Annotated in this window: 12 protein-coding genes; 2 read left to right on the top strand and 10 right to left on the bottom strand. The window is 34.0% G+C overall.

The window, feature by feature from the left end; genetic code table 11:
- Positions 1–22: 22 nt before the first annotated feature.
- Entirely contained in the window at positions 23–2,815 is a 2,793-nt protein-coding gene (gene uvrA / locus J7E44_RS02705; protein WP_214825380.1) for an excinuclease ABC subunit UvrA, read from the bottom strand.
- A gap of 655 nt (positions 2,816–3,470) precedes the next feature.
- Here uvrA and J7E44_RS02700 point away from each other — a divergent pair.
- On the top strand, positions 3,471–5,279 hold the full coding sequence (locus J7E44_RS02700) for a TonB-dependent receptor plug domain-containing protein (RefSeq protein WP_214825377.1): 1,809 nt from the start codon (positions 3,471–3,473) through the stop codon (positions 5,277–5,279).
- A gap of 52 nt (positions 5,280–5,331) precedes the next feature.
- Positions 5,332–6,048 (top strand): DUF2490 domain-containing protein, encoded by a 717-nt coding sequence (locus J7E44_RS02695; protein ID WP_214825375.1) that lies wholly within the window; start codon positions 5,332–5,334, stop codon positions 6,046–6,048.
- Here the strand turns inward: J7E44_RS02695 and J7E44_RS02690 are convergent.
- The 9 genes from J7E44_RS02690 to J7E44_RS02650 all read right to left on the bottom strand — a co-directional run bounded on the left by J7E44_RS02690 (position 6,045) and on the right by J7E44_RS02650 (position 16,031).
- Positions 6,045–6,491 carry a phosphohydrolase gene (locus J7E44_RS02690; RefSeq protein ID WP_214825373.1) on the bottom strand — a complete coding sequence of 149 codons (447 nt, stop codon included), beginning with the start codon at positions 6,489–6,491 and terminating at the stop codon, positions 6,045–6,047. The two genes, J7E44_RS02695 and J7E44_RS02690, sit on opposite strands and share 4 nt — an antisense overlap.
- Before the next feature lie 80 nt (positions 6,492–6,571).
- Positions 6,572–6,907, bottom strand: coding sequence for a YegP family protein (locus J7E44_RS02685; protein ID WP_214825371.1), 336 nt, complete (start codon positions 6,905–6,907; stop codon positions 6,572–6,574).
- Between the two features lie 102 nt (positions 6,908–7,009).
- Complete coding sequence (locus tag J7E44_RS02680) at positions 7,010–8,791, bottom strand: acyl-CoA dehydrogenase FadE (protein ID WP_214825369.1); 1,782 nt, start codon at positions 8,789–8,791, stop codon at positions 7,010–7,012.
- A 58-nt stretch (positions 8,792–8,849) separates the two neighbouring features.
- Positions 8,850–9,212, bottom strand: a complete 363-nt coding sequence (locus J7E44_RS02675; protein ID WP_214825367.1) for a four helix bundle protein — start codon at positions 9,210–9,212, stop codon at positions 8,850–8,852.
- Between the two features lie 37 nt (positions 9,213–9,249).
- Positions 9,250–10,431 carry an acetyl-CoA C-acyltransferase gene (locus tag J7E44_RS02670; RefSeq protein ID WP_214825364.1) on the bottom strand — a complete coding sequence of 394 codons (1,182 nt, stop codon included), beginning with the start codon at positions 10,429–10,431 and terminating at the stop codon, positions 9,250–9,252.
- Between the two features lie 120 nt (positions 10,432–10,551).
- Positions 10,552–12,957, bottom strand: a complete 2,406-nt coding sequence (locus tag J7E44_RS02665; RefSeq protein ID WP_214825361.1) for a 3-hydroxyacyl-CoA dehydrogenase/enoyl-CoA hydratase family protein — start codon at positions 12,955–12,957, stop codon at positions 10,552–10,554.
- 62 nt (positions 12,958–13,019) lie between these two features.
- A complete protein-coding gene (locus J7E44_RS02660) occupies positions 13,020–13,469 on the bottom strand; it encodes a MarR family winged helix-turn-helix transcriptional regulator (protein ID WP_200249134.1) in 450 nt (149 codons plus the stop codon).
- Positions 13,470–13,635: 166 nt separating this feature from the next.
- The gene (locus tag J7E44_RS02655) at positions 13,636–14,559 is read right to left on the bottom strand and encodes an ABC transporter ATP-binding protein (protein WP_214825358.1); all 924 of its coding nucleotides are present in this window, start codon (positions 14,557–14,559) and stop codon (positions 13,636–13,638) included.
- A gap of 500 nt (positions 14,560–15,059) precedes the next feature.
- The gene (locus J7E44_RS02650; RefSeq protein ID WP_214825355.1) at positions 15,060–16,031 is read right to left on the bottom strand and encodes a FecCD family ABC transporter permease; all 972 of its coding nucleotides are present in this window, start codon (positions 16,029–16,031) and stop codon (positions 15,060–15,062) included.
- Between the last annotated feature and the right edge of the window lie 10 nt (positions 16,032–16,041).

The raw sequence follows: 16,041 nt of genomic DNA, 5'->3' as shown, positions 1-16,041 counted from the left end.
CAATTTGACTCTCTATTTATATTTAACTCTCCAGCTTTTCTTTAATATATTTTGCTGTGTGAGATTTTTTATCTTTTGCTAATTCCTCAGGTGTTCCTGCAAAAACAATTTCACCACCATATTTTCCTGCTTCGGGACCAATATCAATAACATGATCCGCAGATTTAATGATATCAGGTTGGTGTTCAATAACAATCACAGAATGTCCAAGATCGATCAGCGCCTGAAGGGACTTCAGTAATTTCTGAATGTCATGGAAATGAAGACCTGTTGAAGGTTCATCGAAAATAAACAGGGTTTTATCTGTTGTTACTCCTTTTACTAAGAATGAGGCCAGTTTTACACGTTGTGCTTCACCTCCTGAAAGAGTAGATGAACTTTGTCCAAGCTGCAAATATCCCAAACCAACATCCTGTAAAGGTCTTAGTTTTGTAACGATCTTTTCTTCATGATTCTCTTTGAAAAATTCAAGAGCTTCATCCACTGTCATATGAAGGATATCAGAAATATTTTTCTCATCAAATTTTACTTCAAGAATTTCATTCTTGAAACGTGTTCCTTTACAGGTTTCACATTCCAATTCGATATCTGCCATAAACTGCATGGAAACATTGATCACTCCCTCTCCCTTACATTCGTCACATCTTCCACCATCTACATTGAAAGAGAAATGTTTTGGTTTATAACCCATCATTTTAGACATCTTCTGTTTAGCAAACAGATCCCTGATGTCATCATAAGCTTTAAGATAAGTAACAGGGTTTGAACGCGAAGATTTTCCAATTGGATTCTGATCGATCAGCTCTATATTTTTAATGAGTTTTTTAGGGAATTCTACAGAATCATAATCTCCTTTTTTACCACCCATTCCTAATTGTATCTGGATGTCATTCGTAAGGATTTCTTTCATTAAAGTAGATTTACCACTTCCTGAAACTCCCGAAATAACAACCAGACTTTCCAATGGAACATCTACATCAATGTTTTTCAGATTATTCTGTCTTGCCCCTTTAATATAAATCCATTCTTTAGCCTTTCTTCTTTTTTCAGGAACCTTAATTTCCAATTTTCCTGTTAAGTATTTAGAGGTTAAAGTATCAGCATTCTTCAATTCTTTATAATCTCCTGCAAAAACCAACTCACCACCCAGATAGCCGGCTTCAGGGCCTATATCAATAATATAATCTGCAGCCCTCATCACATCTTCATCATGTTCAACAACGATAACGGTATTGCCCAGATCTCGAAGATTTTTTAAAACTCCAATTAAATTTTCTGTATCTCTGGAGTGTAGTCCTATAGAAGGTTCATCCAGAATATAAATAGAACCCACCAATGAGCTTCCTAAACTGGTTGCCAGGTTAATTCTCTGACTTTCACCTCCTGAAAGGGTATTTGAAGTCCTGTTTATCGTTAAATATCCTAATCCTACTTTTAATAAAAAATCCAAACGGGTCGTAATTTCATACAAAAGCCTTTTGGCAATATCACGATCGTGATCTGAAATTTTTAAACTATTGATTAAAGGGGAAAGTTCATCTAAAGGTAATTCAATAGTAGACTGAATGTTGTGTCCGTCAATTTTTACCCAACTCGTTTCCTCACGAAGTCGTAATCCTTCGCAGGTTGGACAAAGGGTTTTTCCACGGTAACGCGAAAGCATGACACGGTATTGAATTTTATATAAATTCTCCTCAAGCATCTTGAAGAAATTATTGATCGATGGGAAACTGCTGCTGCCATCTCCTTTCCATAAATAATTCTTCTGTTCCTTGGTTAGTTGATGGTAGGGTTTATGAATAGGGAATTCACCAGCTTTTTTTATAAATGCTTTTTTCCATTCACTCATTGTTTCACCTCTCCAGGAAACCACTGCATCCTCATAAATGGAAAGTGTTTTATTTGGAATCACAAGATCCTCGTCAATTCCAATTACTTTTCCATACCCTTCACAGGTAGGACAAGCACCATAAGGATTATTAAAGCTGAAAAAATGAACATTGGGTTCCAGAAACTCAATCCCGTCCAATTCAAATTTATTGGAAAACTCTTTAGCTGCCCCTGTTTCTATATTTTTAAGAGAGCAATATCCCCGGCCTTCATAAAAAGCCATCTGTATAGAGTCTGCTAATCTTTGAAGAAAACTTTCATCTTCCTCATAAGCGAAACGGTCAATAACAAGGTTGATAACCATTCCTTTTTCAGGAGTAAATCCAAAACTTTCAAGATCTTCAATTCCGGCAACATTGTCATTGATCTCAAGTCTTGTAAAACCAGCCAGTTTTAAGACATTTAAGTTTTCAGTGAAATTGTCTGTATCATATTCCAAAGGAGCTGTTAAAAGAAAAGACGTATCTTTTTTCGATGCTTTAATATAATCTACTACATCAGTCACTGAATCTTTTTTTACCTCTTCACCAGAAACCGGAGAGTAGGTCTTTCCAATTCGGGCAAATAGAAGCTTCATGTAATCATAGATCTCCGTGGAAGTTCCAACCGTAGAACGGGGATTGGAAGAAATTACTTTTTGTTGGATAGCAATAGAAGGAGCCAATCCTTTAATATCATCCACTTTTGGTTTCTCCAGTTTACCTAAAAACTGTCGTGCATATGAGCTTAAACTCTCAACATAACGTCTTTGTCCCTCCGCATAAATGGTGTCAAAAGCTAAAGAAGATTTTCCACTTCCCGATACTCCGGTAATGACAATCAGTTTATTCTTGGGGATTAATACATCGATGTTTTTCAGGTTGTTAAGGTGTGCGTTTTTAACAAATACCTGTTTTTTTATATCTATTTCTGTAATTGATGCCATAGTAAAATTAAGACCAACAAAAATACGAATTTTTGGTGGATTTTTCTTCTATAATTATTCCCATTGCCATTCAAAAAATCTATTAAACAGACTGTTAATATTTTCGTAATTAAATATCAAATCAGGATGGGATTAAAATACAAATGCTATTATGTTCATTAATAAAAAAAATATATTGATTTTTTCAATAATCCAGCAACCTCATTTATTTTCAAATGACTTTTATTAAACAAGGTGTTTTAATTACCTCTCATTTTTATCAGTTAATAAGGGATATATGGGTTTAAAAAATTAAACATCTGTAAGCGAAATATTTAGTTAGTAGTTTAAAGTTTTTTATTTTGAATAAATTTTATGATTTTTTATGTTTTTTTAAGTTAAGCTATTGTTTTGTGTTTCAAAATTATTTAAAATTGCACCTATAAATATGTAATAAAGCGATGGTAAAATTATTCAGAGACCTTGTTACACATTTAATGAGAAAAAGATAATTCCCCCACACAAGATGCAGCATCCACTGCATCTTTATTTTTTATAAATACCAAATCTCATTTTTATTGATGCGCTGGCAACATCTATGATAATAATCATTTGTGAGTGTTGTCTAAGTCATCTATTTTTGGAAATCTTAAAAAAATCTTAAAAATTAAAGGATATGATGAAAAAGCTGGGCGTTGTATTTTTTCTTGGTCTGATAGTAATAACTGAAGCGCAGGAAAAAACCACAGATATAGAAACTGTTGAATTTCAAGGTAAATTTATTTCAACTCCATATAAAAATGCCAATCAGAATATCACTGTTATTTCAAAAGAAGAGATTACCAATTCTCCTGCGAAAAGTATTGATGAAATCCTTCAACAGGTTCCCGGAATGGATATCAGAAGGAGAGGAGCAAATGGCGTTCAGAGTGATGTCGCTTTTCGGGGAAGTTCATCCGAACAGGTTCTTCTTCTATTAAATGGGATTAGAATGAATGATTCGCAAACGGGGCACAATTCTCTTAATATTCCTATAGATCTTGAAGATGTTGAAAGAATCGAAATAGTCAAAGGTCCTGCTGCCAGGAGATTTGGGCAGAATGCTTATGCAGGAGTCATTAATATCATTACCAAAACAAATCCTGGAAAAAGAGTAAAGATAAGCGCTGAAGGTGGGGATTATGAAACCTATGGATTTGGACTGAATGCTCAGTTGGGAAATGAAAAATTTTCTAATTCTTTACAGGCCAATTCTGCAACCTCCCAAGGTTTCATGCATAACACTGATTATGAAATACGAAATGTTTTTTATCAAAGCAGATTAGCTATTAAGAATGGTGACTTAAGGCTACAGGCCGGTATTTCAGAAAAGAAATTTGGGGCTAATGGATTTTATGCTTCTCCAAAAGCAACTGAACAATATGAGGAGCTTCAGGCCTCCGTGATTAGTTTAGCTCATCAACAATCCTTCGGAAAATTAAAATTAAATTCTAATGTGTACTGGAGACGAGGACAGGATATGTATTTATATGACAGGCAAAAACCTGATGGATACAGAAATATGCACATTGGAAACAATGTAGGAGGGCAAGTCAACTCAAGCTATTCATGGGGATTGGGAATAACTGGTGTTGGAATTGAGTTAAGAAAAGAACTTTTGGCAAGTAATAATTTAGGAAATAGAAACCGTTTTGTTTCCCAGATTTTCTTTGAACATAATTTTTCATTATTAGATAAAAAACTGAATATTACACCAGGAATTTCATGGGGAAATTATTCCAAGGAAGGGAATTTCTTTTATCCGGGATTAGATGTAGGTTATAACTTTAATCCCAATAACAAGATCTATGGTAATATTGCCAAAGTTCATAGAGTTCCTACCTTCACAGATCTTTATTATATAAGCCCAACGGAGCAGGGAAACCCTGATTTGCTCCCTGAAAATGCAGTATCTACAGAAATAGGATATCAATATCAGAATAAAGGTTTATTAGCTAAGATCAGTGGTTTTATGCGTAATTCTAAAAATACCATTGATTGGGAAAAAAAGACTCTTTCGGTTCCTATTTGGTATGCCGGAAATGTAAGAAATATAGATACAAAAGGGATTGAAGCAGAAATTAGCCACAGATTGTCAGGCTGGTTGAAATATGCCATAGGGTACACTTATCTGGATACAAAAAATAAATCCAATGATTTTGTTTCAAGGTATGTTCTGGATAATTTAAAGCATCAGTTCGTAGCAAAACTGGAAACAAGTTTCTTGCAATATTTTACCAATGAACTGGTATACCGATATAATGACAGGTTAAATCTTGGAAGTTATAATCTATTGGATGAGAAGATCAGTTTTGTGAAAAATGATTTTTCTGTCTATGTTTTGATTAATAATATTACGAATACGAAATATACAGAAACATTTGGTGTTCAAATGCCTAACAGATGGTTTCATATTGGTTTTACGTACAATATTAATATTAAGTAAACTTAATATTAAGGGGTGGTTAATTAATTTTACTTTTGCAGAAATTTTTTTCATGAAACTTTTTTTAGGTTTAAGCTTACTTTTTAGTATTACTTTTTTTAAAGCTCAAGAGCATGTTTCAAGCTTCAATGCAGTGACTCTTACCTATAAATTTCATCCCAAATTTTTCCTGTATGCTGAAGGGCAGCTCCGTGGTAATCAAGAATACTCGTATCCTGATTATTATGAAATAAAAGGTGGGGTAGGATATAATCTTACAAAAAATTATAAACCATTTGTTGGTCTGGGGAGATATGTGAATTATAAAGATCATAGTCTGAGTAAAGAAGAATTCAGAGTATGGCTTCAGGATGTCATTGATATCAAAAAAGGTATTGTAAAGTTTGAAAATCGTTTTCGTGTAGAAAAGAGCTGGTTTTATGAGCCTCAAACAGATAATAGTTCCCAAAGGATGCGTTACCGTTACCGTTTGAATGTAAGTGTCCCATTAAATGCTAAAACCATACAGAAAGGAACCGTTTTCGCCAATGCTTACGATGAAGTATTTTTAGTGAGCCCAATAAAACCTACCTTCGCAAGAAATAGAGTATACGGTGGTTTCGGATACCAGGTCGATGAATACTTTGGGGTTCTCTGTGGTTATTTGTGGCAAAGGGAATTTGAAGCTTCAGGAAACAGGAATTTACACTTTATTTATTTAGCATTAAATATCAATATCGATGGTACAGATCATCATACCAAAACATTTGATTTCCCTGGAGCAGATTAATATTTCTCAATCAGATAATGATAGGCTTTAAGGTATTTATTGAATCTTTTGATATCTTTAGGAGTCAGTTCTCTGTTTACCCTGCGTAAATCCATATTATCGCGAAGATCATTTAATTTTACTGCTACTGCAAGAGGGGATCTTTCTGTTCTTTTTACAAAATCATCGTAATCCTCTTCGGGATCAAATTTTGTAAGACAGCTTACAGCAAACAGAACATACTCAGGAAAGCCTTCGTTACGTAGAAAATCAAGACTAAATTCTGAAGGATGATCTTCTACAACATCATGCAATGCCCCTACAATTTTTTCATCCAGAGTTTTACCATATTCCATAACACGCATTACGTGAGCAATGTATGGAGCGTGGTATTTATCAGTCTGACCTTTATGTGCTTTATCAGCTATCTTTATGGCTCTATGTAAAAGTTCTTCTTTAGTCATTTTTTCTTGAAAAGATTCGTACAAAAATAGAAAATGCCTTACATAAATAAGACATTTTCTAAAATTTATTTTAGATTATTTTATCCGGTAGTTTCTTCTTCTACGGACGCTATTGGAGCATTGGCTTTTACAGATTCTATTCCCTTTTCCATACCGCTTTCCGACTCATACATTTGGCTTGTTCCAACGATCTGCCCATTTCCGGCTTTCAGGTTGAAATAAGATTTCCCATTGGAAGATGCTTTTCTTTCGAATTTAGAATCATCCTTGGAATTTACCCGGACAGATTCAATACCATTTTCACATCCTGATTTAGAACTGTACCCCTGGCTGGTTAAAATTACCTGCCCATTACTGGCTTTTAGATTAAACTGGTAGTCTCCGTTTGTTCTTTTTGAAATAATAAATTTTCCCATAATTTTTAATTTATGATTTCCTTAAAATTATAAAAAAAAATGCAAATAAAAAACGTCTCAAAAAAATGAGACGCTTTGAAAATCAAATTTATATGTAAAAGACTAATAAGCTCCTTTTCCAATATAATGTGCTGCTACTTTTTCAGTTAAAGCAACGACATTCGGATGGTTCGTATATTTTGTAAATCTTCTTAATCCTGAAAGCATCATTCTCTGCTCATCGCCCTCAGCAAATGAAATAATTCCTTCTTTAGCAGCTACGATAATTTTTTCGACAGCTTTGTAAAGATTTAATTGAGCCATTGCAGCTTCTACAGAATCAGGAGAGAAGTGTTTCTCAGCTCTTAAAATAGCAGATTCTGCCATATAGATCTGGTTAAGGATCTCTGAAGCATTTAACAGTAAATGTTGTTGCTTTTCAATATCCATCATATACTTCTGAAGAGCAGCTCCTGAAACCATTAAAAACACTTTTTTAAGGTTAGCAATAATAGCTTTTTCTTCACTCATGAATGCAGAGTAATCAGGAACATCAAATGAAGGAATACCCATCAATTCTTTGCTGATAGCCATTGCTGGAGAAAGCAGATCCAGTTCTCCTTTCATTGCTTTTTTAATCAACATTCCAACAGCCAGAAGACGGTTGATTTCATTGGTTCCCTCATAGATTCTTGCAATTCTTGAATCTCTCCAGGCTGCTTCCATTGGCATATCTTCTGAGAATCCCATTCCTCCATATACCTGAATTCCTTCATCAGCAGTATGTTGTGTTAAATCTGAAACAAAAACTTTCAAAATAGAAGCTTCTACAGCAAATTCTTCAACTCCTTTTAATTCAGCTTGTTGGTGATTCATTCCGCCAGCAACCAATTCATTGATTTTATCTTCAACATCTTTTGCTGCTCTGTAAGATCCTGCTTCAGCAACGAAGATCCCAGTTGCCATTTCAGCTAATTTCTTTCTGATTGCTCCGAAAGTTGAAATAGAAACACCAAACTGTTTTCTTTCGTTAGAATATTGAAGAGAATGGTTTAAAATTCTTCTTTGTCCGTCAAGGTTTGCTGCAGCTAATTTAATTCTTCCAACATTTAAAGCATTTAAAGCGATCTTGAAACCGTTGTTTCTTTCACCTAAAAGATTTTCTACCGGAACTTTCATATCATTAAAGAAAACCTGTCTTGTAGAAGACGAACGGATTCCTAATTTGTGCTCTTCCTCACCGAAACTAAGACCTGTAGTTCCTTCTTTTTCTACGATGAAACCTGTAATGTTTTTATCATCATCAATTTTAGCGAAAACAATGAATATTTCTGCAAAACCTGCATTAGAGATCCACATTTTTTGTCCATTGATGATATAGTGTTTTCCATCTTCAGAAAGTTTTGCTCTTGTCTTCCCTGAATTTGCATCAGAACCAGCATCCGGTTCTGTCAAACAATATGCTCCAAATTTCGTTCCTGTAGCCAGATCCGGAAGATATTTTTTCTTTTGCTCTTCTGTTCCATATAACAGGATAGGAAGTGTTCCGATTCCCGTATGCGCGCCATAAGCTGTAGCCAAAGAACCATTAGCTCCAGAGCAGTAGTCACAAGCAAGCATAGTATTAACGAAGCCCATTCCAAGACCACCATATTCCTCAGGGACAGCAACTCCTAAAAGTCCCATTTCACCCAACTGACGCATCTTTTCTTCAGTTAGGGCATAATCTTTTTTCTCAAATCTTTCTTTTTGAGGAATTACTTCTCTGTCAATAAATTCTTTTGCAGAATCACGAAGCATTTTTTGCTCTTCTGAAAGTTCTTCCAAAGAGAAGATTTCATTAGCGGGAATTTCTTTAATTAAAAACTCACCACCTTTTAATGTTTTATTAAGTGTATCACTCATTATTGATTATTTTAAATTTTAGTTATTTAATTTTGAATTTTAGATTGTGGATTTTGAATTATGATTTCAGTCTTAACTTATCTTGAAGCGTTTTAACAATCGATGTTGAAATATTTATAATACTTTGAATCTCTAATTTATATCTTATCTCATCAAACTGAACTAATTTAGATTGTGATAGTAAATCAATCCAGTATTGAGACTCTCTAGCTTCTTTACTTGCTATTGACATTTTATGGAGGAAATCTTTTTCCGAAAATCCTGCTAAAGCTTCTTGAGCATTAGCGCCAATAGAAGTTCCACTTCTTAATAATTGTTTTGAAAGAATAAATTCATTCTGAGATTTGCAGATTTTATATAATTCGATAATTGATAAAGCAAAATTAAATGACATATCTTTAATTAGATTTTCCTTTTGCATTCAATCCAAAATTTAAAATTCATAATTCAAAATTGTTCTAAAGTAGTTCAAAAATAGAAGCTGCTCCTTGTCCTGTTCCTACACACATTGAAACCATTCCATATTTGTTTCCGCGCTTTCTCATTTCATCAAGTAGCTGAACGGTTAATTTTGTTCCTGTACATCCCAGTGGGTGACCAAGAGCAATTGCACCTCCGTTTACATTCAGAATATCAGGATTTAATCCTAATTCTTTTTTTATAGCAACAGATTGAGAAGCAAAAGCCTCATTTAATTCAATCAGTTCAATGTCTTTTAATTCTAAGCCTGCTTGTTTTAAGGCCTTTGGAATAGCATAGATTGGTCCCATACCCATAATTCTTGGTTCAAGACCAGCCGCAGCATAAGCTACTAATCTTGCTTCAGGTTGAAGACCAAGTTCTTTTACCATTTCTTCACTCATTACCATTACGAAAGCTGCTCCATCACTCATTTGAGAAGAGTTTCCGGCTGTTACGCTTCCTCCGTTTGCAAAAACAGGTCTAAGTTTAGCCAAACCTTCTAAAGAAGTATCTTTTCTTGGACCTTCATCTACTGAAAAGTCAAACTTTTTAGTCTGCATTTTCTGATTTTCGTCTAAGAAATTATATTCAACAGGAATTGAAACAATCTGGTTGGCGAATTTACCTTCAGCATTAGCTTTTAAAGCTTTCATATGGGATTCAAAAGCAAACTGATCCTGTTCTTCTCTTGTAATATTATATTGCTTAGCAACTTCTTCAGCGGTATAGCCCATTCCCCAATAATAATCAGGATTTGTCTTTGCTATATCTGTTTCAGGAACTGGCTTATAACCGCCCATTGGGATATAAGACATTGATTCTGTACCCCCAGCAATGATACAATCTGCCATTCCAGCCTGGATTTTTGCTGAAGCAATCGCTATAGCCTCACTTCCCGATGCACAGTATCTGTTGACAGTAACTCCGGGAACTTTATCGGTATTTAATCCCATTAAAGAAATTAAACGGGCAACGTTCAGGCCTTGTTCAGCTTCAGGCATTGCGTTTCCTACGATAAGGTCATCAATTCTGTTTTTATCTAATTGTGGAAGCTCTGCCATTAATTTTTCAATGACTGTAGCCGCCATTACATCGGGTCTGGTAAATCTTAAACTTCCTTTTGGAGCCTTTCCAACGGCAGTTCTAAAACCCTTAACTATATATGCTGTCTTTGACATTTTTTTTAGTATTAATTGATTAATTATAAAAATTATACACTTAGTTTGTCATGCTGGAAGCATCTTAACGTAGTTTAGATTCCTACGGAATGACAAGGTGTGTGTTAATTTTTGAAAATCCTAATTTCTTAACGGTTTTCCATTTTGTAACATATACTGAATTCTTTCAAGCGTTTTTCTTTCACCACAAAGCTGAAGGAAAGTTTCTCTTTCAAGGTTCAATAGGTATTGTTCAGTCACTACAGTTGGTTCAGAAAGATTTCCTCCCACCATTACATTGGCTAATTTATCTGCAATTTTCTTGTCGTGTTCAGAAATGAAGTTTCCTGTTAACATTTGATCTGTTCCTACATAGAACATTCCAAGCGCGTCTCTTCCCAGTACTTTTACTTTTTGTTCGATTGGCTGAGTGTACCCCTGTTCGGCTAATAATTTTGCAATCTTTTTAGCTTCAGCAATCTGTCTGTTTTTACTTACAGAAACGATATCTTTTCCTTTTTCAAGGATTCCCATATCATAAGCTTCATAAGCAGATGTTGCAACTTTACCCATGGCAATATTCATGAAAGCCTCACGAAGTCTGTTATTTTTAACATCATCACTATGGAATTCTCTAGAAGTTCTTAAAGTCAATTCTTTAGTACCACCACCACCAGGAATTACACCAACTCCGGTTTCTACTAAACCAATGTAGGTTTCAGCAGCAGCAACTACCCGGTCTGCATGCATAGTCATTTCACAACCACCTCCAAGAGTCATTCCGTGAGGAGCTACAACGACAGGAATTGAAGAATAACGAACCCGCATCATTGATTTCTGGAAGTAGGCAATGGCCATATTCAGATCATCCCAATCTTGCTCAATAGCCATCATTAGGATCATTGCTAAATTAGCTCCTACTGAAAAGTTAGTTCCTTGATTTCCGATTACTAAACCGTCGTATTCTTTTTCTGCTAAATCAATGGCTCTGTTTAGTCCATCAAGAACTTCGCCTCCAAGAGAATTCATTTTAGAACGGATCTCAAAGTTGATAATTCCGTCTCCTAAATCTTCTATAGCAGCACCTGAATTACTCCAAAGTGTTTTGTTCTTTCTGATATTGTCTAAAATAATAAAAGCATTCTGACCTGGGATATTGTTGTAATTTCCAGAGTTTTTATCGTAATAGATACTTTGTCCCTCATCATTTACTTTATAAAAAGTTTCTCCTTTTTCTGCCAGGGTTTTTGCCCAGTCTGACACATCATATCCTGCATCTTTAGCCAATTCAACTCCTTTCTGAATTCCTACTGCATCCCATATCTCAAATGGTCCATTTTCCCATCCGAAACCAGCCCGCATAGCATCATCAATTTTATAGATATCATCAGAGATTTCAGGAACTTTATGAGAGACATAGGCAAATAACGCTCCTAAAGATTTTCTGTATAGTTCTCCTGCCTTATCTTTTCCACCAATTAAAACTTTAAATCTGTCAATTGGTTTATCAATAGCTTTTGTTAATTCCAGAGTAGGGAAAGAGGATTTTCCTTGAAGTTCATATTCTAAAGTATCAAGATTTAATCCATGAATTTCAGATTTTCCTTCTGCGTTCTTCACCTTCTTATAGAATCCCTGTTGAGTCTTGGATCCTAACCATTTGTTATCCATCATTTTCTGGATATAATCAGGTAAAGCAAATACATCATTAAAATTATTAGCTTCAGCACCACTTTGGCGAACGCCATTAGCCACCATAACCAATGTATCTAAACCAACAACGTCAGCCGTTCTGAAAGTCGCAGATTTTGGACGACCAATTACAGGGCCTGTTAATTTATCAACATCAGAAACGTTTAAACCTAATTTTTGTACGTTATGAAGAAGATCCATCATAGAGAATACCCCAATTCTATTGGCAATGAATGCTGGAGTATCTTTTGCTAAAACAGTTGTTTTACCTAAAAATTTAGCTCCATAGGTCATATAGAAATCTATAATTTCAGGATCTGTATCATTTGTTGGAATAATCTCCAAAAGAGGAAGATACCTTACAGGATTAAAGAAGTGGGTTCCCGCAAAATACTTTTTAAAATCCTCGCTTCTTCCTTCTGTTAGAAAATGAATAGGAATTCCGGATGTATTAGAAGAAATTAATGTTCCCGGTTTTCTGAATTGTTCAATTTTTTCATAAACTGATTTTTTGATGTCTAGTTTTTCAACAACAACTTCAATAATCCAGTCTGTATTTTTTATTGTCTGTAAATCATCATCAAAGTTCCCCACTTTAATTCTATCTGCAAATTTTGGAGAATAGAGTAGTGCAGGGCTCGCCTTTTTAAGTTTTTCAAAGTTTTCTGCAGCAATTCTGTTTCTCACCGCTTTATCATCTTTGGTCAAACCTTTTTTTTGCTCCGCTTCAGTTAATTCAAAAGGAACAATATCCAACAGCAAAACTTCTACACCAATATTGGCAAAGTGAGCTGCAATACCGCTTCCCATGATTCCTGAACCAAGAACCGTTACGTGTTTGATTCTTCTTTTCATTTGTAAACTATTTATTGTTTATTTTTATTTTGTCACATGGAACCTTTCGGTTTCAGTTTAATTTATTTTCTATTATTTAGATCGTTTGCAATTTTCATGATTTCATGCATAACCTCTTTGAAGGTTTCCAATTTTTCGGGAGCAATCTTTTCCATAACTCTTTTATTAAAGCTTACGACAACTTCTTTAGAGAGATTTCTGGAGTTTAATCCTTTATCAGTAAGTTTTATAATAACTTCTCTCTTATCAGTGGTTGTCTTTTCCTTATAGATGTAACCATTGTCTTCCAATAGTTTTATAATCCTGGTTAAAGATGTTGGTTCAATGGCCATTTTAGGACCAAGATTAGTACTTCTTGTGCCTTCTTTAGGATCTATTTTAAGAAGTGTGAGAGCTTGAACTGCTGTAGAATCATGTTCCTGAGCCAGTTCTGTATACATTTTAGATACAGCCAGCCAAGTTTGTTTCAGGACCAGATCTACGTTTTCTATTTTTTCCTTGTTATTATCCATCATTTTTGTGGTAATAGGTTTTTATCAAATTTAGTAAATATTATGCATGCATAGTATTTATTAACGTTAAAATTTGTTAACAATCTGGTAGTAAGTCGATTAAATTGTATGAGTAGCATAATACTATGCATGCATAGTATATGAAATTTTTAATAAAAACTAAGTATTAATGAATGTTCTTGATGTAATCGATGATTTCCTCAAAGGATTCGCATTGCTGTTTTGTGTTATGATGAGAAATAACCCAAAAGTTATCCTGGAAGTCAAATTGGAAAGAAGAAAGGTCTTTTTGGAAGTTTTTTTGAAGTAATGAATACAACATTTCCCTATGAATGGCGGGAGCAACAATTGCTGGTGCAATAAAACGCTCGTTTACCTGAAATAAAGAGACATTAATAAGCTCTTCATGCTGAAGAAGTATATCCTCAACAATTCCTGAGTATAGCAGAGTATCCTTTACGTACCATATCTTATCTGCGAACTCTTTTGCCAGTCGCCAGTCGTGAGAGGAAAACAAAATCAGTTTATTTTGTTCTTTGGCCAATTTTCGAAGTGTTTTAAGAATAATTAATTTATTTTTTTCATCAAGATGAGTAGTTGGTTCATCCAAAATGATAATAGGTGAATTTTGTGCTATAGCACGACCTATGAATGCTTTTTGAAGATTGCCATCTGAAAGGTTTTTAAGCAGAACATGTTTATATTGATCCAGGTCCAGTTCATCAATGATATTTGATACCTCTTGTTTATCCTCTTTTTTGAGTTCAAAATAATAGGGGTAATAAATATATTTACCTAATGAAATAAGATCTTCCACCGTATAATTTTGAGGGATAAGAGCCTTTGAAAACACAACCGCGATATTTTCTGCGATCTCTTTAACAGAAAGTGTTTTTATATTTCTATTGTTAATTAGGATGTCTCCTCCTAATAAGAGCGTCTGGTGAAGAATGGACTTAATTAAAGTAGTTTTTCCTACACCATTATTTCCAATTAACAAGCATACATCTCCCAGGTTCAAATTTATATGAACATCTGAAATTAAAGACTTATCATAGCCGATAGTTGCTTGTTTGATTTGTAGGTGCATGTTGAATTTTAATAAGTTAGATAAATCATTATCAAAAATAAAATAAGTGGTATTGCACTAAAGATTAAATATAAAAATTTATTTTCTTTTCCCTTCCATAAACTGTAAATAGCTAAAGCAAGAGAACCACAGAAACATAATGGTAAAGTAATCAGAAAATGATAATTACGCCCTGCTGAATAGATCCAATGTAGATCTTTATTAAATCTAAACCTACTAGATAATTCCAAAAAAGCAATACCAAACACAAATAGAAAGATGTGAATAGTAATTAATTTTTTTTGTGATACTCTTATACTCATTGTTTATCTAGCTTATTCTAATAAGGGTACTTATTTTATTGGTACAAATCTATGAACTTGCGTTCTTCTATGTACTTCCTTTAGATTCTTTCAGAATGACAAATGTTAGGAGTTATTCCATAGGAATTTAAACCATTTTTTGAAATAATAAAATTCATATTCTAAGATCTAATCTTCATCTTTTTCTTTAATTGTACTCTAAACTTTACTTTGCTTCAAGAGCATCACCAAAATTACAGGTATTCCAAATATAGAGCTTATCACATTTAAAGGAATCTGACTTTTTTCTGCTATAATTGAAAATACCAGCATCATAAGCATTCCAAGCATCATATTTAATATCCATTGCTGCCATAGTTTTGCGGGGTTATAAATTAATCTGCAAAAATGGGGAACAATAATCCCAATAAATAAAATAGGTCCCAAAAAGGCTGTAATTGATGCCGATAGGAGGGAAGATGCTACAATTATCGATAATTTCAGATGATGCAGGTTCACACCCAAGCTTTGAGCATATGAACTTCCCAATGAGTTTCCTATAAGTGGTTTTATCGTTTTGAAGGACATAAACAAACCTAATAATACTAAAATCAATAATACTAAAATCTGATTTCTAGTTACCATATTATTAGCCCCGAAAGACCATAGAATATAGTTTTTTAAGTTCTGATTTTCTGCATATAATTGAAGTAATGAGACAATCGCTCCGGCTAAAGCAGAAACCAAAAAACCAAAAATGATCAGATATGATTTGTCCTGGAATTTATTGGAAATAGATAATAGAACCAACATTAATAATAAGCTGCCAACAATTGCTGATAAGCTTAGAAAACTATTTTGTAAAAATTCAGGGAGCAAAATATCATGTGAAAAGAAAATATAAAACGAAACGGATAAACTTGCTACTGATGTGATTCCTAATATATCAGGACCTGCTAATGGATTTTGGAAATATTCCTGCATCAGAAAACCTGAAGTAGGAATTGATAAACCCGCTAAAAGCATTACCAATACTCGATTGATTCGAATATCTGCAATTTGACTATTGGGTGAATTGTAAAAAAAGTCCTGGAGTTCTAAGCTTAAAAATCCTGTATTCATATTGATAATCGCAGTAATAATAATAGCGACTACAAATAATGAACACAGGATTTTAAATTTTTTAGACATTGTTCAGAAA

The organism is Chryseobacterium sp. ISL-6, from assembly GCF_018613715.1.
In the GTDB taxonomy this organism is placed as follows: Bacteria; Bacteroidota; Bacteroidia; order Flavobacteriales; family Weeksellaceae; genus Chryseobacterium; species Chryseobacterium paludis.
Note: the sequence above shows the minus strand (reverse complement) of the source record. Positions and strands in the feature narration are given on the sequence as shown.